The organism is Bradyrhizobium sp. LVM 105 (genome assembly GCF_003957705.1).
Classification (GTDB): Bacteria; Pseudomonadota; Alphaproteobacteria; order Rhizobiales; family Xanthobacteraceae; genus Bradyrhizobium; species Bradyrhizobium frederickii.
On the sequence record NZ_QZMV01000001.1, the window covers coordinates 793,775 to 818,382 of the forward strand.

30 protein-coding genes are annotated in these 24,608 nt (G+C 64.9%); 10 read left to right on the forward strand and 20 right to left on the reverse strand.

What is annotated here, in order from left to right; all coding sequences use genetic code 11:
* Positions 1-56 precede the first annotated feature (56 nt).
* From D6B98_RS03760 to D6B98_RS03780, 5 genes are all read right to left on the reverse strand, one after another.
* Positions 57-482: a hypothetical protein gene (locus D6B98_RS03760; RefSeq protein WP_126255567.1), complete on the reverse strand. Its 426-nt coding sequence runs from the start codon at positions 480-482 to the stop codon at positions 57-59.
* Between the two features lie 117 nt (positions 483-599).
* Entirely contained in the window at positions 600-1,601 is a 1,002-nt protein-coding gene (locus tag D6B98_RS03765) for a tripartite tricarboxylate transporter substrate binding protein (RefSeq protein WP_126255568.1), read from the reverse strand.
* 164 nt (positions 1,602-1,765) lie between these two features.
* On the reverse strand, positions 1,766-2,701 hold the full coding sequence (locus D6B98_RS03770; protein WP_126255569.1) for a type 2 periplasmic-binding domain-containing protein: 936 nt from the start codon (positions 2,699-2,701) through the stop codon (positions 1,766-1,768).
* Positions 2,698-3,054, reverse strand: a complete 357-nt coding sequence (locus D6B98_RS03775) for a c-type cytochrome (protein ID WP_126255570.1) — start codon at positions 3,052-3,054, stop codon at positions 2,698-2,700. The genes D6B98_RS03770 and D6B98_RS03775 overlap by 4 nt, the downstream gene beginning before the upstream one ends.
* Positions 3,055-3,065: 11 nt before the next feature.
* On the reverse strand, positions 3,066-4,730 hold the full coding sequence (locus D6B98_RS03780) for a methanol/ethanol family PQQ-dependent dehydrogenase (RefSeq protein WP_126255571.1): 1,665 nt from the start codon (positions 4,728-4,730) through the stop codon (positions 3,066-3,068).
* A 329-nt stretch (positions 4,731-5,059) separates the two neighbouring features.
* Between D6B98_RS03780 and lanM the strand changes: the two genes are divergently transcribed.
* From lanM to D6B98_RS03805, 5 genes are all read left to right on the forward strand, one after another.
* Positions 5,060-5,452, forward strand: a complete 393-nt coding sequence (gene lanM, locus D6B98_RS03785) for a lanmodulin LanM (RefSeq protein WP_126255572.1) — start codon at positions 5,060-5,062, stop codon at positions 5,450-5,452.
* 127 nt (positions 5,453-5,579) lie between these two features.
* Positions 5,580-5,918: a hypothetical protein gene (locus tag D6B98_RS03790; RefSeq protein WP_126255573.1), complete on the forward strand. Its 339-nt coding sequence runs from the start codon at positions 5,580-5,582 to the stop codon at positions 5,916-5,918.
* Between the two features lie 228 nt (positions 5,919-6,146).
* Positions 6,147-6,227, forward strand: coding sequence for a pyrroloquinoline quinone precursor peptide PqqA (pqqA, locus tag D6B98_RS03795; RefSeq protein WP_008562446.1), 81 nt, complete (start codon positions 6,147-6,149; stop codon positions 6,225-6,227).
* Positions 6,228-6,251: 24 nt separating this feature from the next.
* Positions 6,252-7,157, forward strand: coding sequence for a DUF6662 family protein (locus tag D6B98_RS03800; protein ID WP_126255574.1), 906 nt, complete (start codon positions 6,252-6,254; stop codon positions 7,155-7,157).
* A 360-nt stretch (positions 7,158-7,517) separates the two neighbouring features.
* On the forward strand, positions 7,518-7,727 hold the full coding sequence (locus tag D6B98_RS03805; RefSeq protein ID WP_126255575.1) for a hypothetical protein: 210 nt from the start codon (positions 7,518-7,520) through the stop codon (positions 7,725-7,727).
* A 149-nt stretch (positions 7,728-7,876) separates the two neighbouring features.
* Here D6B98_RS03805 and D6B98_RS03810 read toward each other — a convergent pair whose 3' ends face one another.
* Genes D6B98_RS03810 through D6B98_RS03830 form a run of 5 tightly spaced genes read right to left on the reverse strand, consistent with a single transcriptional unit; the run spans position 7,877 to position 11,561 of the window.
* Complete coding sequence (locus tag D6B98_RS03810; protein WP_126255576.1) at positions 7,877-8,224, reverse strand: hypothetical protein; 348 nt, start codon at positions 8,222-8,224, stop codon at positions 7,877-7,879.
* Between the two features lie 26 nt (positions 8,225-8,250).
* A complete protein-coding gene (locus tag D6B98_RS03815; RefSeq protein WP_164718359.1) occupies positions 8,251-9,045 on the reverse strand; it encodes a pentapeptide repeat-containing protein in 795 nt (264 codons plus the stop codon).
* Between the two features lie 48 nt (positions 9,046-9,093).
* Positions 9,094-9,834 carry an ABC transporter ATP-binding protein gene (locus tag D6B98_RS03820; RefSeq protein ID WP_126255578.1) on the reverse strand — a complete coding sequence of 247 codons (741 nt, stop codon included), beginning with the start codon at positions 9,832-9,834 and terminating at the stop codon, positions 9,094-9,096.
* The gene (locus D6B98_RS03825) at positions 9,824-10,561 is read right to left on the reverse strand and encodes an ABC transporter permease (RefSeq protein WP_126255579.1); all 738 of its coding nucleotides are present in this window, start codon (positions 10,559-10,561) and stop codon (positions 9,824-9,826) included. The genes D6B98_RS03820 and D6B98_RS03825 overlap by 11 nt, the downstream gene beginning before the upstream one ends.
* Before the next feature lies 1 nt (position 10,562).
* The gene (locus tag D6B98_RS03830) at positions 10,563-11,561 is read right to left on the reverse strand and encodes an ABC transporter substrate-binding protein (RefSeq protein ID WP_164718412.1); all 999 of its coding nucleotides are present in this window, start codon (positions 11,559-11,561) and stop codon (positions 10,563-10,565) included.
* An 87-nt stretch (positions 11,562-11,648) separates the two neighbouring features.
* Between D6B98_RS03830 and D6B98_RS03835 the strand changes: the two genes are divergently transcribed.
* Positions 11,649-12,008 (forward strand): hypothetical protein, encoded by a 360-nt coding sequence (locus D6B98_RS03835; RefSeq protein ID WP_126255580.1) that lies wholly within the window; start codon positions 11,649-11,651, stop codon positions 12,006-12,008.
* Positions 12,009-12,126: 118 nt separating this feature from the next.
* Here D6B98_RS03835 and D6B98_RS03840 read toward each other — a convergent pair whose 3' ends face one another.
* Together D6B98_RS03840 and D6B98_RS03845 are read right to left on the reverse strand one after the other, a co-directional pair.
* Positions 12,127-12,945: a quinoprotein dehydrogenase-associated SoxYZ-like carrier gene (locus tag D6B98_RS03840; protein ID WP_126255581.1), complete on the reverse strand. Its 819-nt coding sequence runs from the start codon at positions 12,943-12,945 to the stop codon at positions 12,127-12,129.
* An 82-nt stretch (positions 12,946-13,027) separates the two neighbouring features.
* Entirely contained in the window at positions 13,028-13,954 is a 927-nt protein-coding gene (locus D6B98_RS03845) for a quinoprotein relay system zinc metallohydrolase 2 (protein WP_126255582.1), read from the reverse strand.
* Between the two features lie 127 nt (positions 13,955-14,081).
* Between D6B98_RS03845 and D6B98_RS03850 the strand changes: the two genes are divergently transcribed.
* Together D6B98_RS03850 and D6B98_RS03855 are read left to right on the forward strand one after the other, a co-directional pair.
* On the forward strand, positions 14,082-14,963 hold the full coding sequence (locus tag D6B98_RS03850) for a substrate-binding domain-containing protein (RefSeq protein ID WP_126255583.1): 882 nt from the start codon (positions 14,082-14,084) through the stop codon (positions 14,961-14,963).
* Complete coding sequence (locus D6B98_RS03855) at positions 14,960-15,517, forward strand: PQQ-dependent catabolism-associated CXXCW motif protein (RefSeq protein WP_126255584.1); 558 nt, start codon at positions 14,960-14,962, stop codon at positions 15,515-15,517. The genes D6B98_RS03850 and D6B98_RS03855 overlap by 4 nt, the downstream gene beginning before the upstream one ends.
* A 52-nt stretch (positions 15,518-15,569) precedes the next feature.
* Here D6B98_RS03855 and D6B98_RS03860 read toward each other — a convergent pair whose 3' ends face one another.
* The 6 genes from D6B98_RS03860 to D6B98_RS03885 form a co-directional block, all read right to left on the reverse strand.
* Entirely contained in the window at positions 15,570-15,869 is a 300-nt protein-coding gene (locus D6B98_RS03860) for a copper-binding protein (protein ID WP_126255585.1), read from the reverse strand.
* Positions 15,870-16,003: 134 nt separating this feature from the next.
* Entirely contained in the window at positions 16,004-16,612 is a 609-nt protein-coding gene (locus D6B98_RS03865) for a BAR domain-containing protein (RefSeq protein ID WP_126255586.1), read from the reverse strand.
* Positions 16,609-17,457 carry a lanthanide ABC transporter permease protein PedC gene (locus tag D6B98_RS03870; protein WP_126255587.1) on the reverse strand — a complete coding sequence of 283 codons (849 nt, stop codon included), beginning with the start codon at positions 17,455-17,457 and terminating at the stop codon, positions 16,609-16,611. Before D6B98_RS03870 ends, D6B98_RS03865 begins: the two co-directional genes overlap by 4 nt.
* Positions 17,454-18,260 (reverse strand): lanthanide ABC transporter ATP-binding protein PedB/LutE, encoded by an 807-nt coding sequence (locus tag D6B98_RS03875; RefSeq protein WP_126255588.1) that lies wholly within the window; start codon positions 18,258-18,260, stop codon positions 17,454-17,456. Before D6B98_RS03875 ends, D6B98_RS03870 begins: the two co-directional genes overlap by 4 nt.
* Complete coding sequence (locus tag D6B98_RS03880) at positions 18,257-19,225, reverse strand: YVTN family beta-propeller repeat protein (protein WP_164718413.1); 969 nt, start codon at positions 19,223-19,225, stop codon at positions 18,257-18,259. The genes D6B98_RS03875 and D6B98_RS03880 overlap by 4 nt, the downstream gene beginning before the upstream one ends.
* A gap of 181 nt (positions 19,226-19,406) precedes the next feature.
* Positions 19,407-20,588, reverse strand: coding sequence for a lanthanide ABC transporter ABC transporter substrate-binding protein PedA1 (locus D6B98_RS03885; RefSeq protein WP_126255590.1), 1,182 nt, complete (start codon positions 20,586-20,588; stop codon positions 19,407-19,409).
* 60 nt (positions 20,589-20,648) lie between these two features.
* On the opposite strand from D6B98_RS03885, the gene D6B98_RS03890 reads away from it, so the two are divergent.
* On the forward strand, positions 20,649-21,221 hold the full coding sequence (locus D6B98_RS03890) for a DUF3280 domain-containing protein (protein WP_126255591.1): 573 nt from the start codon (positions 20,649-20,651) through the stop codon (positions 21,219-21,221).
* 159 nt (positions 21,222-21,380) lie between these two features.
* On the opposite strand, the gene fghA is transcribed toward D6B98_RS03890, so the two are convergent.
* Positions 21,381-22,226, reverse strand: a complete 846-nt coding sequence (fghA, locus tag D6B98_RS03895; protein WP_126255592.1) for an S-formylglutathione hydrolase — start codon at positions 22,224-22,226, stop codon at positions 21,381-21,383.
* A 76-nt stretch (positions 22,227-22,302) separates the two neighbouring features.
* Entirely contained in the window at positions 22,303-22,923 is a 621-nt protein-coding gene (locus tag D6B98_RS03900; RefSeq protein ID WP_018320706.1) for a response regulator, read from the reverse strand.
* 218 nt (positions 22,924-23,141) lie between these two features.
* Here D6B98_RS03900 and D6B98_RS03905 point away from each other — a divergent pair, with 218 nt between their 5' ends.
* A complete protein-coding gene (locus D6B98_RS03905) occupies positions 23,142-24,500 on the forward strand; it encodes a histidine kinase (RefSeq protein WP_164718361.1) in 1,359 nt (452 codons plus the stop codon).
* The last annotated feature ends 108 nt before the right edge of the window (positions 24,501-24,608 follow it).

Here is a 24,608-nt window from a genome sequence, read left to right on the forward strand (position 1 = left end):
TCAGACGGTGGCGAAGCCGCTGCGGCAATCACGTCGCTCGACCGACCAAATGCCGCTCACGCCGACGCGGAAATGTAGGGAATGCTGGCCAGGAGAGCGGCAAGCAGCACTGCGTTGCAGAGCATTCCGCTCCAATGCAGCCGGCGCAGCCGACCTGCGGCACTGGTGTCGCCAGCTTCGCTGGCGCTGAGCTGTTCGTCCATCCGCTGCAAGAACCAGCGGCGCCCGCCGATCGCGAGAGCTGCAAGCAGGCCAACGCCGATCGCGGCGAGCGGTCGACCATCGAGCAGCAAAGCCACCGTCGCGATGAGTCCGGCAACGCGCATTGCCAGAAAATGGGCGTTGAACATTCCGCGCAGCAGCTGCGCGACGGGCGGGATATCGAGCTTCACCAGAAGGAAGGCGGGCGAGGCCAGCGTGAAATAGCCCATCGGAAAGAGCAGGATGACCATAACGGCGACGGCGACTGCATCCGGTGTCATGCGATCGGCCCATGTTGTCCGCAGAGGCGGGCAATCATAGCGGCAAAATGCGTGTCCGGCACTAGGCTTTGGTCGAAGGCCGGGCCGCGAAGGGGCGACCGGCGCTGGCCCGGAGACTCAGGCCGGCTCGAGGCCGAGGGACTTCGCGCTCTCGATCCAGATCGGCAATTCGCGTTGATAGAGCTCGTTGGTCTCCTTGAAGCCGATGGCGGGCTCGAGCACGAAGGTCGCGAGAACCTCCTTCACTTTCGGATCCTTGTTGGCCGCGACGCAGAGCTCCGCCAGGCGGTCGACGACGGCCTGCGGCGTTGCCTTGGGCACAGCCCAACCCGAAAAGCCGCTGACGGTGAAGAATTTCGACGTCGCGCCCTGCTCCGGAAGGGTCTTGATGGTCGGGATCGCGTCGACCTTCTTCGAATGCACCGCGAATACGGTGCCGCGATCGCTTTGCAGGACCGACTGGGCAGCCGTGTAGCTTCCCATGGCGGCATCGAGCGTGCCTTCGAGCATCCCGGTCCACATCGGGGCCTCGCCGCGGTAATGGATCGGCTCGATGTTGAGACCGTACTGCTTGTTGAGCTCGTTGATCGTCATGTGCGGGGCCGAGCCCGCGCTGTAGGTGCCGAAATTCACCTTGCCGCTCTTGCGCGCGAAGGCGACGAAATCCTCCAGCGTCTTGACCCCGGTTTTCGGGTTGGCCACCAGCAACAGGCCGGCGCCCGGAATGACGCTGACGAGGGTCAGATCCTTGTCCATGTCGTAGCCGGGATTTTTCATCACCACCCGGTTCATGATGTAAGTGGTCGAGATCGAGCACAGGATGGTGTGGCCGTCCGGCTCGGCGCGGGCGACCTCCGCCGTGCCGATCGCGCCGGAAGCGCCGGGCTTGTTCTCGACGACCACGGTCTTGCCGACCTGCTTGGAGATGAATTCGCCGTAAGCGCGCGCGAGCAGGTCGGTCTGCCCGCCGGCGGGATAGCTGCAAATCATGCGAATCTGCCGCGTTGGCCAGGTGCCTTGTGATGCGGCTTGCGCCGAGGCGCTGCGCGAGACGAAAGGCATCGCGAATGCGCCGGCTCCGGCGGCGATGAAGTGGCGGCGATCAATCTTCTTGGACATGATTCTCTCCCGATTCCGGGCAGGGTACTGCACCAGGCCGGCGCTGCCATGGGCGTCAGGCGAGACAGATTGGCGCATTCCGTCGGACAGGGGTGTGACATGGCGAGCGCGGCGTTCGTCCCCGGACGCAGCGCAGCGCTGCCGGCAGACCCGGGCCTTTCCAGTCACCGCTGAATGATCTTGGTCCAGACGTCGCCCAGAATGGCGGGCTCGCGCGGCGGCAGATAGGTGAGGCCGGCCTGCCTGCCGAATTCGGCAATCCTGCCCTCGGCCGCGAGGGCGCTCAGCGCCTTGTTGACGGCCTCGATCAGCGCGCCATCGCTGGCAAGCCCGACATAGCCGCGATTGGCGCCGATCGGATAGTAATAGCCGGACGCCGTGATCGCCGTGTCGGGGTGCGCGGCGCGATGGGCGTCGAAGCGGGCGAGATCGATCAGGGTCGCGTCATGGTCGCCGCGCTCGAGAGCGCCCAGGAGATCGTCGCGGCCGGGGACGAGATGGGTGATGCTGTCGATCAGCCGCCCCTTGTCGAAGGTCATCAGGATGGCGTCGCCGAGCGAGCCGCTTTCGATGACTAGGCGAAGCCCGGCAAGATCGCCGATGTCGCCGATCTTGCGGCCCTTGGCCTTCGGCCCCAGCGCCACCGTCATCGGCGAATAGATGTAGGGCTGGCTTGGCGCGAGCACGCCGAGGGCGACGCGGCGCCGCCGGTCGTCGCGCGTGGCCCCGGCGAAGTCCGGCAGGCGCGCCGTCTTCATCCCGGGAACGACGAGCGAATCCTGCGTCAGCGCGTAGCCGCCGACCAGCGAGCAGCGCCCATCGGAGAGCAGCGCGTTGGCCTCGAGCTGCGGGCTGGAATCCTCATCGAGCCTGCTCTCGAACCATTGGATCGCGAGCGGCCGTCGCAGGCGTTCGGCCACGGCCTGCGCCAGCAGTACGTCGAAGCCGGCATCCGGCTTGCCCTTTCGATGCACCGACAGCGGCGGCCGGTCTTCATCGAGACATATCTTGAGCGGATCCTCGGCGGCGGCCGCGCTCGCAACGAGAGGCGCTGCCAAGAGGATCGCCGCGACGCTCCAGATGGAGAGGCATCGTCTCATGGCTTTCTCCGGCTGGAGACGAACGCCCAGAGATTCCCGATCTCGTCGTCTGAGAGGATGTCGCCCCAGGGCGGCATCTTGTTGTTCTTGCCGTTCTTCACGGTGGTGACGAAGCGCGTCTTGTCGTCGGGAATGGCGCGCAGGTCCGGCGTGATTGTACCAGAGTTCATCAGATTGGGGCCGTGGCAGTGCGAGCATTTCGAGGCATAGGTCGACTTGCCATGGTCGATCTGAGCCTGCAATGGATTGCCGTTCGCGTCGTCCGCGGCACGAACGGTCGCCGCAAGCGCGACCGTCAGCACCGCGACGGTGGCGAGGCTCGCCACCGTCTTGTGAGAGATCAGTTTCAGCATCGCAGCCGTGGTTACTGCTTGACTGCAAAGACCCAGAGCGAACCGCCGGGCGGCACCTTGGCAAGCCGCTCGTCGCCGGAGAACAGCGAGTAGACGCCGCCGTAGCCGCTGGTCACCGCGACATATTGCACGCCGTCCTGCTGCCAGGTCACCGGCTGCCCCTCGATGCCGGACCCGGTCTGGAACTGCCAGAGCTTCTTGCCGGTGTCGGCGTCGAAGGCCTCGAACTCGCCGGTCAGGGCGCCCGAGAACACGACGCCGCCCGCGGTCGACAGCACGCCCGAGAAGCGCGGAATGTCGCTCGGCGCTTCCCACTTCGATTTGCCGGTCATGGGATCGATGGCCTTGAGATGACCGCGCGGCCCGTCCCCGTACTCCCAGAGGTCGGTCAGATCCATGCCGAGATACCATTCACCCTGCTTGTAGGTGACGGGCTCGGTCTTGTACCTGCCGCCGAAGGCGAGTGTATTGGCATAGGCGAGGCCAGTTTGCGGATTGAACGACATCGGCTCCCAGTTCTTGCCGCCGAGGATGGACGGATAGACCGTCACCTTCTTGCCCTCGCGCGCGTCCTTGGAAATGTCGGTCTCGATCGGACGGCCCGTCTTCATGTCGACGCCGGTCGCCCAGTTCACCTTGACGTAAGGATTGGCCGCGAGCAGCTTGCCGTTGGTGCGGTCGAGCACGTAGAAGAAGCCGTTGCGATTGGCATTCAGTAGCGCCTTGGTCGGCTTGCCCTCGATCGTCATGTCGGCGAGCACCATCTCTGCGACGGCGTCGTAGTCGAACGGATTGTTCGGCGAGAACTGGTAGTGCCACTTGATCTTGCCGGTCTTCGGATCCAGCGCCAGCACCGAGCAGGTGTAGAGATTGTCACCGGGCCGGACCGCAGAATTGAACGGGCCGGGATTGCCGATGCCCCAATAGATCGTGTTCAGTTCCGGATCGTAAGAGCCCGTGATCCAGGTCGAGCCGCCGCCGAGCTTCCAGGTGTCACCCTTCCAGGTGTCACCGCCGGGCTCCTCCGGCGAGGGGATCGAATGGGTGCGCCAGAGGTGCTTACCCGTCGCGGGCTCCCAGCCGTCGATGAAGCCGCGCGTGCCGAACTCGGCGCCGGAGATGCCGGTGATAACGACGCCGTCGGCGACCAGCGGGGCGACCGTCATCGAATAGCCTTCCTTGATGTCGGCCGCCTTCTGCCGCCACAGCTCCTTGCCGTTCTTGGCGTCGATGGCGACCACGTGGGCATCGAGCGTCGTACGGAACAACTTGCCCTCGTGAATCGCGACGCCGCGGTTGATGATACCGCAGCAGACGATTCGCGGCGTCTCCGCCGGATATTCGATCTTGCTCTTCCAGATCTGCTTGCCAGTCTTGGCATCGACGGCCATCGTGGCATTGTGCGAGGTCACGTAGATGACGCCCTGATAGACGATGGGCTGGGATTCCTCACTCCGATCGTCATTGAAACTGTAATTCCAGACCGGGACGAGATTTTTGACCGTGTCCTTGTTGATCTGTTTCAGCGTCGAGAAACGCTGAAGATGGTAGCCCATCCCGTAATTGAGAACATTCGATGTGTCGGTCGCGCCCTTGACCAGTTGCTCGGTGGTCTGTGCACTTGCACACGTCGACGCAAGCATGACGAGGCCCGCGGCCATCGCAAAGCGTTTCATCCGTCCCTCCCAATATGCGCGCCTTTTGACGCTGCGGCACTAACACTCCGTCGGAAACAAAAACGCGTCAATACGAAAGTCGCAAGTGTCGTGCCGATATCGGCGAATGCAATTGCCGGTCACCTCATGGAAACCGGCCGATTTGTGCAGAGACGCTGGGGAAATTCCGCGCCGCAACGCAGCTCCGATCCAGGGGGACTGGCCGAGTCGCGGGGATTCGTGAGTTGTGGCGCGCGCAAGTTGTAATTCCGGACTTGAATCAGACCCGCTTGCGGATTTATCTCGTTGCTGGCCCGTCCCGCACCGGGGCTCTTTGTCTGGAGGTCTTGATGATTTCGCGTCGCTCAGTTGCACTTGCGCTCTCGATTGCATTGTTGTCGGGTCCGGCGTGGCCGGCCTCCGGCAATGCGGTCAAATTGTTCGATACCGACAACGACGGCACGCTCGATCTGGCCGAGGTCAAGAAGGCGGCGGCCGGATTATTCGCAAAGCTCGATCCGGATCGCGACGGCACGCTCGATGCGCGCGAATTGCGCGGACGGCTGACGGCGAAAGAGCTCGCCGCCGCCGATCCCGACCGCGACGGGACACTGACGCTCGACGAATACCTGTCCGTTGTCGAGCAGCGCTTCAATGCGGCCAACCCCGACAAGGATGGAACGCTGGATGCGAAGGAGCTGAACTCGCGTGCCGGCCGCGCGCTTGTGCGATTGTTGCGCTGAGCGGGACAATCGGAACAAACGTGAGGGCGGCTTTTTGCGAGCCGGCGCTCGGAACATCGGGCAGCTCGGTCTGTTCTCTCCGCGATATCCTGCCCGGCGCCGGGGCCGCGCGGCGGGAGAAGAGGAGATGCAGATGAACACGAAACATTCCGTTCTTGCCGCCTGCGCGATCCTGACTCTGAGCGCCGGCCTCGCCGTCGCCGGCCCGTGCAACACGGGCAGTGCCAGCACCGACAAGGATGCTGGCTCTGGTCCGGTCACCGTGGGCGCAGCGCAATCGCACTCGTCCGGTTCGGCCGGCGACTCCAGCCAGCATCCGCCGACCAGCACGATGAATCGTGCCAGCGGCGAAACGCCGGCGTCGTCCGAAGATGCGCAGCGGCAAATGCAGAGCGAGCCGACGGCGGCTCAGCGGGCCGAAGGCGCCAAGCCGAGCGGCTCGGCAACGGCCGACAAGGACTGCTGACGGCGCGGTATCGTTCGTGTCGATTCGACGCGCGGTGCGTCGCACAGCCAGCGTTTCCGCAGGTCGTGCTTGACCAAGAGAGAACTGGCTTTGTCCGAGAGAGAAATGCAGCCGCGAAGAATCGACACAGACGCGCTCGGCAGGCGACTCGAGGCTTGAACTGCATCTGAGGCAGCCCTAGGTTTTGCGCCGCGCGATGTCGCGCTCAATACCTTGGGGAGACCCCGAATGGCTTGGAAAGCTCCGAAGATCGTGGAAGTGCCGGTCGGCATGGAAATCAACATGTACGCCTGCGCTTCGCGCAAGTAAGACTGACGACCTGCCGCGGCTTCAATGGCAAACGCCGTCGAAGCCGTGGTAGTGTCGGGAATGCGGGCGAGAGCCAACAGCTTCTGGACTATTGCTGCCTGCGCGGTCGCGCTGACACCGGCGCATGTGGATGCCGAGGATGGCTTCGATACCGAGCACATCTTCGGCTTCATGATCGGCACCGATGTCGGCAATCCCGGCGAGCGCGAATTCCAGAGCCAGACCACGGGACGCTTCGGCAAGGGCGGCGGCAGATATCGCGCCCTCGAGAACGAATTCGAAATCGAAGTCGTGCCGCTGCCGAACTTCCGCATCGAGGTCGGCGGCACCGCGAGCTTGCACGACATCACCGGCGTCCCCGATATCGACGACCGCCGCCAGTTCAATTTCCAAGGCGGCTCGCTCGATCTGCGCTACCGCCTGCTCGACCGCGCGCGTGCGCCGTTCGGCCTCACCATCGCCGCCGAGCTCCATGGCGACCGCATCGACGAGACCAGCGGCGCGAAAGGGCGGATGTACGGCACCGAATTCACGCTGGCGTTCGACCGCGAACTCATTCCGAACTTCGCCATCGGCGCTCTCAACCTGATCTACCAACCGGAATGGGCGCGCTTCGAGGTGGCGGGCGTGTCCGAGAAGAGCTCGACGGTCGGGGCGGCATTGGCCGGCCTGGTGCGTGTGCGGTCCAACGTGCTGCTCGGCGGGGAGCTGCGCTACTTCCGGCAATATGAGGGGATCGGCCTTGGCGAGTTTTCCGGCCAGGCCCTGTTCGTCGGCCCGACCGCTTATTTCCAATTGTCCGAGCGCTCACGGCTGACCTTGAGCTGGAGCACGCAGGCCTGGGGCCGTCCGGCCGGATCGGGCGGAAATCTCGACCTCGTCAATTTCGAACGCCACCAGGCCCGGATGGTGTTCGGGGTGAACTTCTAGACGTGCGTGCTTCGCCTCTCCCCGCATGCGGCAGGGCCATCGCATATGGCGCTTTGCGGGACCTGAGCGCGCGCCTCGTCCTTCGAGACGACCGCTTCGCGGTCTCCTCAGGATGAGGCTAAGCAGCTTTGGTGCTTCTTGAACTAGTGCCGCGCATCCGGTTCTCATCCTGAGGGCCCGCCAACGGCGGGCGTCTCGAAGGATGGCCATAGGCGAGATCGCTCGCATATGCGATTGTCCTGTCGCAAGCGGGGAGAGGGGGAAGGGACGCCCCGTCCCTCACGCCGTATTGAAACTTCCCCCTCCTTGGAACGTAACCTTTCGTGCTAATCTTGATCGCCCTTGCGAGAGGATCCCGGCATGAGCCCGATTGACCTGGTGGTGACTGTGTGTGCGGTACTCTCGCCGGCGACCTGCGAGGAGCAGCATCTGATGTTCAGCTATGATGGGTCGCCGCGGCAATGCGCGATGGCCGCGCCGCCCTATATCGCGCGATGGGTCGTCGAGCATCCGAAGTGGCAGGCGGTGCGGTGGCGCTGCGAATATCCGCACCCGAACGACAAGGCGTGAGCCGCGGGCGTTGATCGGGCCGAGTCACGGGCAGTAGCCCCTCATCCTGGAGAGCCGCGTAGCGGCGTCTCGAAGGATCGGGGCCGAGCTGCATCAGCCGGGCCTTCATGGTTCGAGACGCGCTTCGCGCTCCTCACCATGAGGGGGAGCTATTTGGTGCAGTCCTTCAAATCCTTGTCGGCGATCGAGAACACTGCGTCGGCCCTGATCTCGATGTCGCGGACCACGCATTGGCGTCCGTTGGGATAGCCGACCTTGGCATCGTAGCGGCCGGGCTCGACGCCGGTGATGCGCAGCCGCTCGTCGTGGTCGACCTCCTTGTCCTTGTCGTTCAGGCATTGGTTCGGGCCCCAGTCGGTCTTGCCGGCCGGTGAGAGCTGGAAACCGGAGATCGTCTCCGTCGTCAGGTTCCAGAGCCTTACGCCCTTGCCCTTGGTCTGCGCGGCGGCGTCGCCGGCAAGCGTCGACAACGCGATCAATGCCAGAACCCAACGCATCAAGCAGTCCTCCCACAGGCGCGCCGTCATTCCCTGATCAGGCGTTCGCGGTTCTTTGCCTTGTCGAAATTTTTGGCGCGGTCAAGGCCGATCGGCGCGATCAGCTTCGCCGAGGCGAGATCGGCGCCGTCGAAATCGGCGTCGATGACGATGGCGCCGGTCAGATCGGCCCCGCCGAGTTGAGCGTTTTTCAGCGATGCACCGCTCAGGTCGGCGCCCCTGAGGACTGCGAATTCAAGGTCGACGCGTGACAAATCGGCGTTGCGTGCGTTCAGCCGTTCCATATTGGCGGATCTCAGCACCGCGCGCATCAGCCCCATCGACTGGTTGCGCATGTCGGCACCGAGATTCGCATCCGCGATCGACGTGCCGACCATGCTCGCGCCGGTGAGATCTGCCGTGATGCGCGCACCAGTCAGATCGGCGCCGTCGAGGCGAGCACGTGCCATCTGTGACGCGAACAAATTGGCGCCCTTCAGACTCGCGCCCGTGAGATCTGCCTCCAGCAGCCACGCCTGATCGAGGATCGCCCCATCGAGCCGGGCACCGGCGAGTTTCGTCTTGTTGAGCCGTGCCGTACGGAGAATTGCGTTGGCGAGGTCGAGACCACTGAGATCGAGCCCCGATAACCGCTTGCCGGTCAGATCGGCGGGGGCGCCGGCGCTCGCTTTGGCCAGCGCGGCCTCGACCTCCTGCCGGCTCATCTCGGCGGAGACCATGGCGGGTGACGTCAGATCGAGATCGCGCATCATGTCCTGCGCGCGCGTCGTCGTCGCGAGCAGAGCAAGGCCAAGTGCCGTCAGGGCGATCCTTCGCTTCATCAGCAGACTCCGCTGCGACCCAATTTAGCACGGGCCTCGTGCGGTTGCCTATGAGACATCCCGCCCGGCGTGAACGTCGCCTTGTTCCGCCTGGATGCGCCGTGCAAGCTCGGTCCTCATCGCCGCAATCTCGGCTTCGCTGCGCGCGGCGCGCGGGATGGCGATCGGAAGCTCCTGTACGATCCGCGCGGGACGCGGCGACAAGAAGAACAGCCGGTCGCCGAGCCGGATCGCATCGTCGAGACTATGGGTCACGAGCAGCGTCATCACCGGACGTCGCGCCACCAGCATTGCGATCTCGTCGCGCAAGCGGCCGGCGAGGGCGTCGTCGAGCGAGGCGAGGGGTTCGTCGAGCACCAGGAGGTCAGGCTCGACCGCGAAAGCGCGGGCGAGCGCGACGCGCCGGGCAAGGCCAAGCGACAACTCACCGGGAAAGTGGCTGCGATGCGCTTCGAGCTCCAGAATTCTGAACAGCTCCGACAGCTTCGGCTCGGTCACATCAGGGGCAGCCAGCCGCACATTCTGCTCGACCGAACGCCACGGCAGCAGCCGGGGCTCCTGGAACACCATTCCGATCCGCGCCCGCGGCGGCCGCGCGATATGGCCCCTGAAATCGCCATCGAGCCCGAGGATGATGCGCAGCATCGTGCTCTTGCCGCAGCCGGACGGACCGATGAGTACGCCGACCTCGCCGGGGCAGAGCGCGAACTTGAGCGGCGCGAGCACCTCGTGGGTCCCGCCCGCGGCACTCGTGAACGTCTTGCCCGTAATGTCGACCTCAAGCCGCACGGGGCCGCCACCGTGTTGTGCGGGCTTCGAACGGCTGCACCAGCAAGGTTTCGATCACGAGCACGACCGCGGCGAAAGTCAGCGAATAGGCCAGCAGCCGTGGCGTGTCGAACAGCTGGAAGGCGACGCCGATCTCGAAACCGACCCCGTTCGGACGTCCGAGCAGTTCGGCGACCAGCACGATCTTCCACACCAGCGACAGTCCGGAGCGGGCGGCGGCCGCGATATAGGGCGCTAGCTGCGGCAGCACGACATGGCGGAATGCGCGCCAGCGCGGCATCGCGAACACGCTTGCCATCTCGTCGAGCGAGCGATCGAGCGCGCGGGTGCCCTCGCGCAGGGTGACGACGGCGGTCGGCAGCTTGTTGATGGCGATCGCCGCGATCGCGGCAGTCTCGGTCAGGCCGGCCCAGATATAGGCCAGCACGATCACGACCAGCGCGGGCAGGTTGAGCAGCAGGATCAGCCAGGGATCGCCGAGCCGGTCGGCGAGCCTGACCCGTCCCATCAGGTATCCGATGGCGCTGCCGAGCGACATCGCCAGCACGAAGGCGAGCGCGACGCGCGCCAGCGTGGCGCCGAGATGCAGGAACAGCGCGCCGGACGAGGCTTCCGCAATCATCACCTCGAGCACGGCCGGCGGGGACGGCAGCTTCGCGCCGCCGACGAACAGCGCGGCAATCCACCAGGACACGAGGAACAGGGCGAACGACAGAAGACGCAGCACCTCAGTCTCCAGGCACGGCGTGGTAGAACGTGCCGGGATCGAGCTCGGCCGCGGGGCCGACGAGGTCGCGGCCACCGATCTCGGCCAGCACGCGATACAGCACGCGCGCGTCCTGTTCCTCCTCAGCGATGCTCCGGTGCGGAATACCGTCGCGATAGCGCTCGCGATAGGTCTTGAGCAGGGTGACATCGCTCGTGCCGGTCAGCGTCGCGATCTTGTCCCAGGCCGCATCCGAGGTGACCAGCAATTGCTTGGCCTTGCGGGTCATGGCGATGAAGCGCGCCACGGCGTCGCGATGGCTCGCGGCCCAATTCTCGTCGAAGACGTAACCGACCGCGGAGACGGCGCCCTTGGCACCCAGCTTCGGTAAAATGTCTTCGATGCCGGCGAGGCGCCTAAAACCCTTGGCTTCGAGCTGGGCACAGAAATTCCAGAAGTTGAGGCTCGCCTCCATCTCGCCGTCGAGCGCCTTGGCGGCGATCAGGGGCGGGGCGCCATAGGCGATGGTCGCCTCCGACTTCAGGTCGATGCCATCCTGCTTCATGCGCGCCTGCAGCAGCAGCCAGCTCTTGTCGATGGCCCCGCCCGCGACGGCGAGCTTGCGGCCCTTCAAGTCGGCAAGCGACTTGATCGGCGATGAGGACGGCACCATCACCGCGCCGAGCGCACTGGAGTAGGGATAGAAGGTGAGCTTGGCACCGAGCGCGCGCTCGCGCGACACCCACAGCCAGTCCGACAGGATGATGTCGGCACTGCCTGCGCGCATCGCGATCTTGCCGGCCTCGGTGCTTGCGAGTTCGGTGACCTCCAGCGCGAGGCCCGCTTCCTTGTCGAGCCCGTTCGCGCGGATCGCGGCCAGCTCCCAGGAGAATGTTCCGGTTTTCTGCACCGCAAGGCGGATCGTCTCCGCGGCGCGGCCGGGTGCGGCCAGCGTCAGCGCCAGCGTCGTCGCGAGCGCCAATGGTCGACCAAGTGCCCTTATCAGGCCAAGTGCTCTCATCACCTTGTGAGCCGTTTCCTCTGACAGAGTGCTTTTCAGGACAATACGCATAGCATAGCTTTGATCGCAACCAGCGGGAGGATGCGCATGAAACTGGCCGGACAGCTACGACCGATTGTCGCCGCATTGACGGTGCTGGCGGCGACGGCGTGCGTGGCGCGGGCCGAGGACGCCAACGATTATCCGACGTCGGCGCGCGCGGAGTACGTCTATGGCTGCATGAAGGCCAATGGCGAGAGCCGGCAGTCGATCGAGCAATGTTCCTGCTCGATCGACGTGGTGGCCTCGATCGTCCCCTATGAGCGCTATGTTACCGCGGAGACCGCGCTCAGCATGTCGCAGGTCCGCGGCAATCTCGGCGTCCAGTTCCGCACCTCGGAGCAGGCCAACACGGCAGTGAACGATCTGCGGCGGGCGCAGGCGGAAGCCGAGGTGAGGTGTTTTTGACGGTGCAGCAACCAACCGCATTCGTCATGCCCGGGCTTGTCCCGGGCATCCACGTTCTTGTGGTGAGGCGCGAAGTACGTGGATGGCCGGGACAAGCCGGCCATGACGGGTGAGGGACCTACGTCCCCGGCTTCTCGACATCCCACTCGTTGCGGAACACGTGTCCCTCGGTGTCCCTGGCTTCCGCACGGAAACGCTTGGCGCCGTTGGAGACATAGGTGAAGCGCAGGTTGGGATCTTCCGAGATCGAGATGCCGCCTTCCATCGACAGCACGGGGCTGTCGTCCTGCGTCAGCTTCAACTGGTTGATGAAGAAGGCGGGAATATAAAGCTGCGTGACCTGGTCCATCTGCAGGCCGGAATTGTTGGGATGGCCGATCATGATCTGCGCTTCGCGGACGCGGCTCGCCGGCGCCTCCTCGCGCGCGAATTGCCGGTAGCGCATCTTGCCGAGCCGGCTGTTGGCTTCCTCGACATTCTTTCCCGCCGGCGCCGAGCAGCCGCCGGAGGCCTTCACATAGACTTTCGAGACATAGAGCTGGCCGTCGCTGAGCTCGGCCACCGCATGGACGTCGGTGTAATTGTTGATACGCACGCGCGTCGAGATCTCGCTGACATTGGCATCGGCGCCGAGCTCGAACTTCGCCGCCATCGGCGCCGGGTTACGGTCGATCACGAGCGTGATCGAACGGATCCGGCGGCTGTCTGCGGGCGACAGCTTGCTGCGCAGGGTCACCGGCACGATCGCCGCGTCCTCGGCGCGATACGGCATCTCGATGCCGATGACGGCACTGCCGTCATTCATCGGACGGCCATTGAAGATGTCCTGCACCAGGCCCGGCCAGGGATCGTAGGCTTCTTCGGCCTGCACCGGCACAGCAAAGGCGAGACCGAGCAGTGCGGCGATCAGGGGCAGGCGGCGTGTGCATCGCGTCATGGTCGTGGTCCTCCGAGTCAGCGAAGCTGATCTCGTCCCCGGAGTCAGCGAAGCTGAACTCTTGCTTATCCTAGCGCGCCGGCTACTCCCATTCAATTTCCGAGAATGCTGCAGTCGCGTTCCGGGCGTTGTAATCGCCGAACAGCTCCCAGCGCGGTCGCTCCTCGGCGGCCGCCTTGTCGGCAGCGGCCCGGATCGGCTCGCCGTTCTTGTTCAGCGCGCGAACGTCGGACAGCAGCGTTGACAGGTAACGCCGTTCATCGGTCAACGCAGCAGGCCAGTCGCTCACGGGTCCGTGACCGGGAACGACGCGCTGCGCTGGAATGGCTTCCAACTCCTTCAACGTCTTGAGCCAACCGCGGATGCTGCCGTCCATGACCGGAATGTGGCGGAGAAAGACGAGGTCGCCCGCAAACAGGGTCTTGCTCGTCTCGTCGTACACGGTGACGTCGTTGTCGCTATGCCCGGCCCGCCAGGCGCGCAAGGTCAGGCGACGCGATCCGAGATCGAGCGTCATCGTGTCTGAGACCAGGAGGGTTGGAGCAATGATCTTCACGGGATCGATCAACGCGCTGCCCATGATGCGGCGAAAATTGTCGAGATAGTGGGGTCCGCGCGTCGCGAGCGCCTGGGGCAGCTTGCTGTGGCCGACGAAGGTCGTGTCTGTGGCGGCGAAGGCCGCATTGCCGAAGACATGGTCGGGGTGGCCGTGGGTGTTGATGACATAGCGGATCGGCTTGGGCGTACGGGCCCGCACGGCCGACAGCAGGGCCTCGCCTTCGCGCAAGCTGCCGCCCGTGTCGATGACAGCCACGGCATCATCGCCCACGATGAAGCCGACATTGGCGATGTCGCCCTCGTTCTCACGGGTCATCAGGGCAATGGCCCCGGAGTGTACGAAGATTCCCGGCGCGACTTCGCTCACAGGCAATTCGGCCGCCCCGGCCCGTGCTAGCGTTGCTGTCCCCAGCAGGGACAAGGCTGCGATCACTCGAGCGATGCGAGACACTTTTCCGCCTCAGTTCAAAGGATTGGCTGCATTGCACTGCAACAAAGCAAAGCCAGCAAAGTCTGGCAAAACATGGCGCGTCATGCGTTGCATGGATAGCATTCAAACAAAACAAGGAGGAAGCGCGATGACGAAGGCCGGACGACATCGTCGCTGGTTGTTTTCACTGCGGGTCGTGATTGCTTCCTGCGCGCTCGGCGAGGTCGCCATCGCGCAGACCAGTGACAGCGGCGACCTCTCGTTCGAGCTGGTCGACCCGAACGTGCTGCGCGTCTGTGCCGATCCACGCAATCTGCCGTTCTCGAACGAAAAGGGCGAGGGGTTCGAGAACAAGCTGGCCGAGCTGTTTGCAGACAGGCTCAAGAAGAAACTCGACTACGTCTTCTTCCCGCAGGCCACGGGCTTCGTGCGGATGACGCTGGGGGCGCATCGCTGCGATGTCATCATGGGCTTTCCGCAGGGCGACGATGTCGTGCAGGGCACCAATTCCTATTACCGCACGACCTATGCGCTGGTCGCCAAGACCGGCAGCGGGCTCGAGGACGTGGACACGCTCGAGGACCCGAAGCTGAAGGGCAAGCATGTCGGCATCGTCGCCGGAACGCCGCCGGCGACCAACATGGCCATTGCCGGCCTGATGGGCGATGCGAAGCCCTATCCGCTGGTGATCGACACGCGCTACGAGAATTCGGCGCAGGCCATGATCGACGACCTCGCCGCCGGCAAGATCGACGCCGGCGTGCTGTGGGGTCCCATGGCCGGCTACTACGCGAAGAAGGTCGGCGCGCTTCATGTCACGCCGCTGGTGAAGGAGACCACAGGGCCGAAGCTGGTCTACCGTATCGGCATGGGCGTACGTCCCGCCGACCAGAACTGGAAGCGACAGCTCAACAAGCTGATCCAGGAGAACCAGGGCGAGATCAACAAGATCCTGATCGACTTCGGCGTACCGTTGCTCGACGAGAGCGATCGGCCGATCAATGCGGAGACGGCCAAGAAGTCGCCATGAGGCGGCTTCCCGCCGTTGCGCTCGTCGCTGCCGCGCTGGCGGCGCCGGCTCTGGCGCAGCAGCAGGAGCCGTTCGAGCCCGAGAATTATCGCGCCGACAATTATCGCGCGCCGGTGCCGGCGACGCTGGCCGGCGCGCGCGTGCTCACCACGGCGGAAGCCGAAGCGATCTGGCGGGCGAAGAGCGGTGCGTTCGTCGACGTGCTGCCGCGCCCGCCGAAGCCGAAGAACCTTCCGGAAGGCACGGTGTGGCGTGATGCGCTGCACAGGAACATTCCGGGCAGCGTCTGGCTGCCGGATACCGGCTACGGATCTCTGCCGCCGGCGATGGATGATTATTTCCAGCGCGGGCTCGCTCATGTCTCGGGCGGCGACAAGGCCGCGCTGCTGGTGATCTACTGCCTGGCCGATTGCTGGATGTCCTGGAACGCCGCCAAACGCGCGCTGGCCTATGGCTATTCCAACATCGCCTGGTACCCCGACGGCACCGACGGCTGGGAGCGCGCCAGGCTTCCGACGGAAGAGGCGCAGCCGGAACCGCGGCCGGAGCAATAGGAGCGTGAACGCAGGTCTGCTGCCTCACCCCGCAAGCGAGGCGAAGCAGGCGCTACTGCTTCTGCAGCTTCGTCAGAGTGCCGGTGCCGTTCGTTTCAGTTGCAGAATAGTTCACCCTGTCGCCGGCATGAACGGCGTCCAGCATCGCGGCGTCCTTGGCCTTGAACTCCTGGAGCGCGCCGGCACTCCCTGTGCTGGCGCCGACCGTGCCCTTTTGCGTCTGCTGGATCGAGATCGTGCCGTTGAGCCGATCGATCCGCATCACCATGCCGGTCATGTCGTCAGCAAGAGCGCTGGTTGCGAGCAGGCTGAGGGCCGCAGCACCCGCCCAGATAAATTTGGTGGTTCCCATCGAGGCCTCCCGACATCCTGGAGTTCACTTCGACAAGCCATCCTAGATCGATTTGGTTCCGGCGGATAGCCGGGGCAAAGGTTAACGATGGTGTCGCTATCGCGGGAACTTCCGACGCCGTCAGGAAGCTGACGCTATTCCATCTCCTGCTGAATCACGCGGCCGAGCGCGAACAGGCGCTGGTCGATCGCGGTTGGAACCTCGCAGACGAACCGCACGACCTTGTTGCGGTCCTCGAAGATGCGGGTCTTCCAGATCAGCTCGTTGCTGAGCGCCTCGACCTTGGCCTCGTCACGCGGCGTGGCGCTCTGAAGCGCCTGGAGCTGAATTGCCTCCTCACGGATCTTGTCGGCGGCCTCGCGCTGCTTGCGGCTGACGCGTTCGAGCCCGTTCATGACCTGCGAACGCTGGGCGTTGAGCGTCTCGAACAGGCCGGCGAACAGCAGCTTTGCGTTGGTGGTCTTGTCGGCGGAAGAGGCAGCCAGGAAGTCCTTCACCAACTTTTCGGCCTCGTCAATCGGCGTCTTGCGCGCCGACAGTCTTGCGACCAGCGCGGTGATTTTCGTGTCGTTCTTCCACCTGGTCTCGGCGTCGTCGAGGGCGGGGCCGGCCCAGACGGCGGCGAGCGAGATCTCCGGCACCTTGGCCTGCGTGCACGGCCAGTTGGGGTAGCGCGGATCGGCGGCGCGGGCGGCCGTGCCCGACAGCGCGAGCGCCAGAGCAGCGATCGCCAGAACCTTCATCCTTCGCCTCCTGCGGGCCCCCGTCGCGCCAGTCCACGCGAGGGATCATAGGCCAGAATTGCGCCGATCATGAAGACGATTGTGCAAGCCGCGACCACGGCCAGCGAGATCCAGTTGATTTGCCCGTAGAGTGCAAAACGTATCAGCTCGACCGCATGAGTGAACGGGTTGGCCTCGCAGAGATAGTACAGATAGGGACTGCCCTCCCGCACCCGCCAGAGCGGATAGAGCGCGGAGGAGGCGAAGAACATCGGGAAAATGACAAAATTCATGACCCCGGCGAAGTTCTCCAGCTGCTTGATGCCGGAGGAGATCAGCATGCCGAGCGAGCCCAGCATCAGCCCGGACAGGATCAGCGCCGGCAGCACGGTGAGATAACCCGATGACGGCGGGGTGATGTCCCAGAACCAGGCGATCAGAAGGAACGCATAGACCTGGAGCAGCGACACCGCGGTCCCCGCCAGCAGCTTGCAGAACAGCAGGAAGCCGCGCGGCAGCGGGCTCACCAGCAGCGTGCGCATGTTGCCCATCTCGCGGTCGTAGACCATCGACAGCGAGGATTGCATGCCGTTGAAGAGCTGGATCATCGCCATCAGCCCGGGCGCGATATAGACCTCGTAGAGGATGTAGGTCTCGTAGGGCGGGATGATGGAGATGCCGAGCACCTGGCGGAAGCCGGCGGCGAAGATGAACAGCCACACCAGCGGCCGCACCAGCGCCGAGACGAAGCGCTCGCGCTGATGCAGGAAGCGCAGGCCTTCGCGCCAGACGATGCCGGTGAGACAGGTCATGTACTCGGCAAATGAGAAGCCGCGCGTGGCCTCGCGCGTCGCGATGCTGCTCATGCGCCGCCTCCCGGCATGGTCTGCGCGCCGGTCAAGCGCATGAAGGCGGTGTTGACGTCCTGTGCGCCGGCCTCGGTGACGACGCGGCTCACCGGCCCCCGCGCCAGCACCTTGCCCTGGTGCAGCACCACGAGGTCGTCGCTGGGCATGATCTCGTCGAACAGGTGCGTAGCCCAGAGCACGCCGATGCCTTGTTCCGTGACGAGCTGGCGGACCTGGCCAATGATGTCGGCGCGCGCCTTGACATCGAGGCCGACCGTCGGCTCGTCGAGCAACAATAGCCGCGGCCGGTGCAGCAGCGCCCGCGCGATCTCCAGCCGCCGCATCTGTCCGCCCGAGAGATCGCGCACCTTGCTGCCGGCGCGCTCTTCGAGCCCGATGCGGCCAAGCAGCTCGGCGCTGCGCGCTGCGGCGTCGCTCCGGCCGATGCCGTGGAGCGCGGCGTGATAGAGCAGGTTCTGCGTCAGCGACAGGTCGAGGTCGAGCGTGCGCGGCTGGAACACGACGCCCAGCAGCCGCAGCGCCTCGCCGGGGCTCTTGCTGATGTCATGACCGAAGATCCCGACGCGGCCGGACTGGATGCCGAACAGGCGCGTGATGAGCGAGAACAGCGTGCTCTTGCCGGCACCGTTAAGGCCGAGCAGGGCGGTAAAGCTTGCCGGCTGCACATGGAAGGAGACGTCGATCAACGCCCGGCGCGGCCCATAGGCATGGCTGACGCCGTCGATCGACAGCGCCGGCGCCGTGGCCGCTGCTGGCCTCGGCGTCTCCTGTGGTTCGGGAATCGGGGCAGGGCTGGTCATGGCGCGATCGTGATGCCCCAGGGCAGTTCGCCCACCTGAATGGTCTTGATCACCTTCTGCGCGGCGACGTCGATGACGGAGACGTCGTTCGAGACGCCGTTGGTGGTGAGCAGATATTTTTCGTCGGGCGTGAACGCCATGTGCCAGACCCGCTGCCCGACCAGCAGGTATTTGGTCACCTTGCGCGAGGCGACATCGACCACGGCGATGCGGTTGGCCGGTCCGAGCGCGACGAAGGCGGTCTTGTCGTCCTTGGTCATGCCGATGCCGACAGGCTGGATCGCCTCTTTCCGCAGGCCCGGAATCTCGAACGTGACCTTGCCGATCACTTCGTGCTTCCCGGGATCGATGATCGAGACGGTGCCGCCGATCTCGGAGGAGACCCACACTTCGGACGAATCGTGCTTGAACTCGGCAAAGCGCGGCCGGGCGTCGACCAGCACGTTGGCGACGATCTGGCGCGAAGCGGTGTCGATGAAATGCGCCATGTTGGTCGTTTCCGACGTGTTGATCAGCGTCTTGCCGTCGGGACTGATGGTCATGCCCTCGGGCTCGACGCCGACCTGGATGTCGCCGAGCCGGGCACGCTTTTCGAGGTCGATCACGGTCACCGTGTTGTCGTTCTCGTTGGCGACATAGAGAGTCTTGCCGGCCGCATCCTGGGCGAACAATTCCGGGTCGGGGCCCGAGGGCAGGCTGTCCACGACGCTCTGCGTCTTGGCGTCGATCATCTGGATGGTGTCGTCGTCGCCGACCGCGACCAGCACGAACTTGCCGTCGCGCGTCAAATCGATGCCGCGGGGGCGCTGGCCGACCTTGATGGTCTTGGTCACGGTCCAGCTGTCGGTGTCGATCACCGTTACCGTATTGCTCTTCTCGTTCGAGACATAGGCAATGAAGGCATGCGCGGGCGCTGCCGCCAGTCCGAGGGCGACCAGCAACGGCGTTGCGAGGATGCGCGACATCTGTCCGCGGGCTGTCTTCACCTCCCCCGCTTGCGGGGGAGGTCGCATCGCATCGCAAAATGCGATGCGGGAGAGGGCTCTCTCCTCTTGGGGGCTATCGCTTGTGGAGATGCCTTCCCCCGCAAGCGGGGGAAGGGGCGCAGCATCGTCACGGTGCCAGCTTGATCTCATCTCAAATCGCTCACTTCAACTTGCATTTGCTCTCCGGACGATCATAGCCGAGCGTATCGAGCTCGGAGACCTGGTGCAGAAACCCCTCCTGCGGCGAGACCGACACCACCATGCGACCGTCGACCAAGAGGATCGGCTGGCGCAGCTGCAAATTCCAGTCGCGCAGGGTCAATCGCGTGCCCTTGAAGGCGGCGACCGAGAAGTCCGGGCCCTTGATGAAGTCCGTGACCTTCTTGACGTCGCCTGAATTGGTGCGTGAGGTGGCTTCGCCGATCATGCGCACCGCGGTCCAGGCCTGCATGTCGAGCGCCGTCATGCGCCGCGAGTTGAGCTTGACGAAACGGTTCTGCATCTGGATCGCGCCCCACTGGTCCTGCGATGCGTCCCAGCTGCGCGGCACGAGTCCGGCTGAGCCCGCGACCGGCCGCGGATCCCAGGTGCGATAGGGCAGGTAGCCGCCGAACACTTCGCTTTCGTCGGCGGCGACCAGCACGTCGTAGGCCGGCGCGCCTTGTGTGAACACCGGCATCTGGCGCTGGATCAGCGTGACGCCGCTGTCGGTACGCCGCGCGCCGCCTTTGTCTTCGAAGGTCTTCTCCTGCACGATCTTGGCGCCGAAGCGTGCGGCGGTGCGCCGGAGCGCGTCCGCGAACAGCTTGTCCTCGTCGTGCGAGCCGACCACCAGCAGCCAGCGGGACCACTTCTTCCACACCAGATATTGCCCGAGCGCATCGGCCAGCATGGCGCGCGTCGGCGCGGTGTGGATCACGTTGGCGCGGCAATCGGCCTCGCGCAGCCGCTCGTCGATCGCCCCCGCATTGAACAGCAGCGTGCCACGGTCGCGCAAGGCATCCGAGACTTTCAGCAGCGCATCGGCCGGCAGGTCGGTGATGATGAAGCCGTTCTTCTCTGCCAGCGCGGTCGCGGCCTGCACCGGGTCCTCGCCTTCCTTGACGCGGCGCTCTTCCAGCGCGAACCGCTGGCCGAGGAATTTTCCGGTGGTGTTGTTGTCGTCGATCGCGAGGCGCGCGCCGGCGACGCCGTCATTCTCCGCGGGCTGCGCGATCAGCGACAGCGTCGATCGGGGAGCCGCGACGCCGAGATAGCCGACGCCGATCAGGGCAGGCTCCGCCGCGAGCGCGCTCGTCGCAGCAAGACCAAAGCCGATCAGACCGGCCAACCATCGGATCATGTTTCCTCCGGACGATCTCCCCGGCTTGACCGCAGGTGAAGAATTGTCTCTGCTTCAAGCATGACCAATTTGTCAGGCCATGCAACCCCGCATTTCGTCCGCGCGCGCGCCACGTCCGGAATCACGATCATGCGAACATCGATGATGATCGCCGCTTTGCTGTTGACGCCTTCGGTCGCGCGCGCCGACCCGCCGAAGCTGGCCGTGTTCGATTTCGAGCTGATCGACACCAGCCTGCCTGGGGAGTTCTACGGCTCCAGGCCCGAAGAGGCGCGGCTCCTGCGCATCAGCGAGCAGCTCCGTAAGGAATTGACCGATTCCGGCAGGTTCCAGGTGCTGGACATCGCGCCGGTCAGGGACGCGGCCCGTCACGCCAATTTACAGGCCTGCGGCGGCTGCGATCTCAAGCTCGCCGCCCAGCTCGGAGCAGACCTCGAGATCACCGGCATGGTGCAGAAGGTCTCGAACCTGATCATCAATCTCAACGTCTATCTGCGCGACGTGAAGACAGGCGCCATGATCACCGCGGCGAGCGCCGACATGCGCGGCAACACCGATGAATCCTGGACGCGCACGATGAGTTATCTGATCCGCAACCGCTTGCTCGCACCGAATTACGGCAGGCCGGAGTAGGGCGTGTCTTTTCGCCTCTCCCCGCGCGCGGGGAGAGGCCGGAATTTGCGACAGCAAATTCCGGGTGAGGGGGCTCTCCGCGAGCCCAACTGCGACCGTCTGCGCGGAGAGCCCCCTCACCCCGACCCTCTCCCCGCAAGCGGGGCGAGGGGGAAGCAATCACCCCTTCAGCTTCTCCGCATGCCAGTGCAGGTGATCGCCCATGAAGGTCGAGATGAAATAATAGCTATGGTCATAGCCCGCCTGTCGCCGCAGCGTCAGCGGGATGCCCGCCCTGGTGCAGGCGGCTTCGAGCAGCTCCGGCTTGAGCTGCTCCTTCAGGAAGTTGTCGGCTTCGCCGACATCGACCAGGAAGCCGGAGAACTTCGCGCCGTCCTCGATCAGCGCCACCGTGTCGTGGCTGCGCCAGGCCTCCTTGTTCGGTCCGAGATAGCCGGTCAGCGCCTTAATGCCCCAGGGCACAAGCGAGGGCGCAACGATCGGCGCGAACGCGCTTGCCGCGCGATAGCGGTGCGGGTTGCGCAGCGCCACCGTCAGCGCACCGTGACCGCCCATCGAATGGCCCATGATCGATTGCCGTTTGGCATCGACGGGAAAATTTCCCGCCACGAGCTTGGGCAGCTCGTCTGTCACGTAGCTCCACATCCGATAATTGCGCGCGAACGGCTCCTGCGTGGCGTCGACATAGAAGCCGGCCCCAAGGCCGAAATCATACGCGTTATTGGCATCGCCTGGCACGTCGGGGCCGCGGGGTGAGGTGTCGGGTGCGACGAAGATCAGGCCGAGCTCGGCACAGGCCTTGCGGAATTCGCCCTTCTCGGTGACGTTGGCATGCGTGCAGGTGAGGCCGGACAGATACCAGACCACGGGCAGCTTCGCGCCTTCGGCATGCGGGGGAACATAGACCGAGAACACCATGTCGGTTCCGGTCGCCTGGCTCGCATGGCGGTACACGCCCTGCACGCCGCCGTAGGATTTGTTGGTCGAGACAGTCTGAATCGTCATGCCTTAGCTCCGTGGCATCTCACCACATCAACATTGCAACGCTTGTGTGACCGAATTTGTGGCGGCGCCCCGTGCGTCAGGCGACACCGCTGTCGATCGCCAGCCGCACCAGCTCGACCGAGGTCTTCACGCCGAGCTTCTGGCGCATGATGGAGGAGGTGTTGGCGACCGTCTTGTACGACGACTGCACCAGCCAGGCGATCTCCGACAGGCTCTTTCCGGCGCTGAGCAGCCGCAGGATCTCCATCTCGCGCGCGTTCAGCTTCGACAGCGGGCTTTGCGCCAGTGTCGGTCCGGCGAACGCGATGCTGCGCGCGATCGCGCTCGGCAAGTACGTGCCGCCGCCGCCGACGGCGCGGATCGCCTCGACGAGGTCGTCGGGGTCGCCGGTCTTGGAGACGTAGCCCTTGGCGCCGCATTCGATAGCGCGCGCGGCGAAGGCCGGGTCGTCGTTCATGCTGAACATGATGATGCGGGCTTCGGGCGCGCGCTCGAGGATGCGGCGGGCAAGCTCGAATCCGGAGACGGTCGGCAAATTGATGTCGATGATGCAGAGGTCGGGACGTTCGACGATGAAGACGCACTCGCCGTCCTCGGCGTCGGCGGCCTCCAAAATCTCGATCTCGCCCTCGTCGGCCAGCACGGCGCGGCAGCCGGAGGCGACGATGGGATGATCATCGACGATCAGAATACGCATAGGCGTTCCCCGTGACAGCGCGTTCCCTGTGACAAAACTCGCCTATTCTGCGCCGCATGATACCGACCTGGGACAGGCGCGTGAGCGATGTGTCCGAGCTCGCCTCATGCAACCCGGCCGGGATTGCTGTACGCTTCCGATTAGATATCCGCCGCTCCGCCCCTGTCAACGTCGTCGGACAGCGGCGGGCAGAGCTTCGCGAGGCACGAGCGACACCCATGTGGCAAAATCTATCCTTGCGCGGTCGCATCAACCTCTTGCTGGCACTGCTGTTGGCGCTGGGGCTCGCGGTCAATATCGGCCGCCAGGTCGCGGAGGCTGGTCCCCGCGTGCAGGCCGAGGACCAGAGCGTGATCCGCCTGGCGCGCGAGTTCATCGAAATGATCGTGGCGGATCTCAACGAGGCCCCCGATCCGGATGCCAGGCTCAACCAGATCGCGCGCGATCTCAGCCGCCTGCGCCATGTCAGCATCACGCTCCGGGACGCCGGCGGCCATCCGCTGTCGCCGCCGCGGGCCGACGCCGATGCCGACACGCGCGGGCCGCCGGCCTGGTTCGTCAGCCTGGTTCATCCCGACCAGACTGCGGTGAGCGTTCCGGTATCGATCCACGGCAGGCCCGGCTCGCTCCTGATCACCTCGCATCCAGATGACGAGATCGCCGAGATCTGGGACGGCATCGTGACCCAGCTCGAGGTCGGCTCGGTGATCGCACTGGCGCTGTTTTTCTTGATGATGAATGTGGTCGGCCGGGCGCTGGCGCCGCTGCAATCGCTGGCGGAGGCGATGGGGAAGCTCGAAGGTGGACATTATGAGGCCCGCGTCACGCCGGGCGGCGCGCCGGAGCTCGCCGCGATCTGCACCAAACTCAACCACCTTGCCGCAACGCTTCATGCGGCGGTCGAGGACAAGCGGCGCCTCGCCGAGCGAGCGGTGTCGCTTCAGGATATCGAGCGCAAGGAGATCGCGCGCGAGCTCCACGACGAGTTCGGGCCGTATCTGTTCTCGTTGCGCGCCCATGCCGGCGCGCTGGCAAAGCAGGCGGATGGACGCGTTCCCAATGCGGAGGCCGTGCGAAAGCACGGCAGCGCCATGCTGGAGCAGATCAACGCGCTGCAGCAGTTCAATCGCCGTGTGCTGGAGCGCCTCCGTCCCGTCGGGCTCGCCGAGCTCGGCCTGCGCCAGGCGCTGGAATCGCTGTCGCGGCTGTGGCGGGAATCGCATCCCGATGTCGCGATCGAGACCGTGATCTCACCCGCGCTCGGTCCCACGGGCGAGACTGCCGACCTCACCATCTACCGCATCGTGCAGGAGGCGCTCACCAATGTGTTCCGCCATGCCGGCGCGACCTCGGTCAATGTCGTCATCGAACCGGCGGAGCAAACGGCTCACGATGGCCGCTTCTGCGCCCGGGTGCGGGTCAGCGACAATGGCCGCGGCATGGAGCCGGGCCAGAAGCTCGGCTTCGGCCTCGTCGGCATGCGTGAGCGGATTCTGGCACTCGGTGGCACGCTCAATGTCGTCTCCGGCGCAGGCGGCTTGACGGTGGAGGCGCTGGTTCCGACTGCGGCCGCCTGACCGCGCCCGAGGCGATCGGGAAAAATTCCCGATTTGGTCGGGAAAACGGGAGCGGATATTGCCCGATCTTTTGTGGCTGGCGCGCGACTTGCCGCCGATTACACTCGT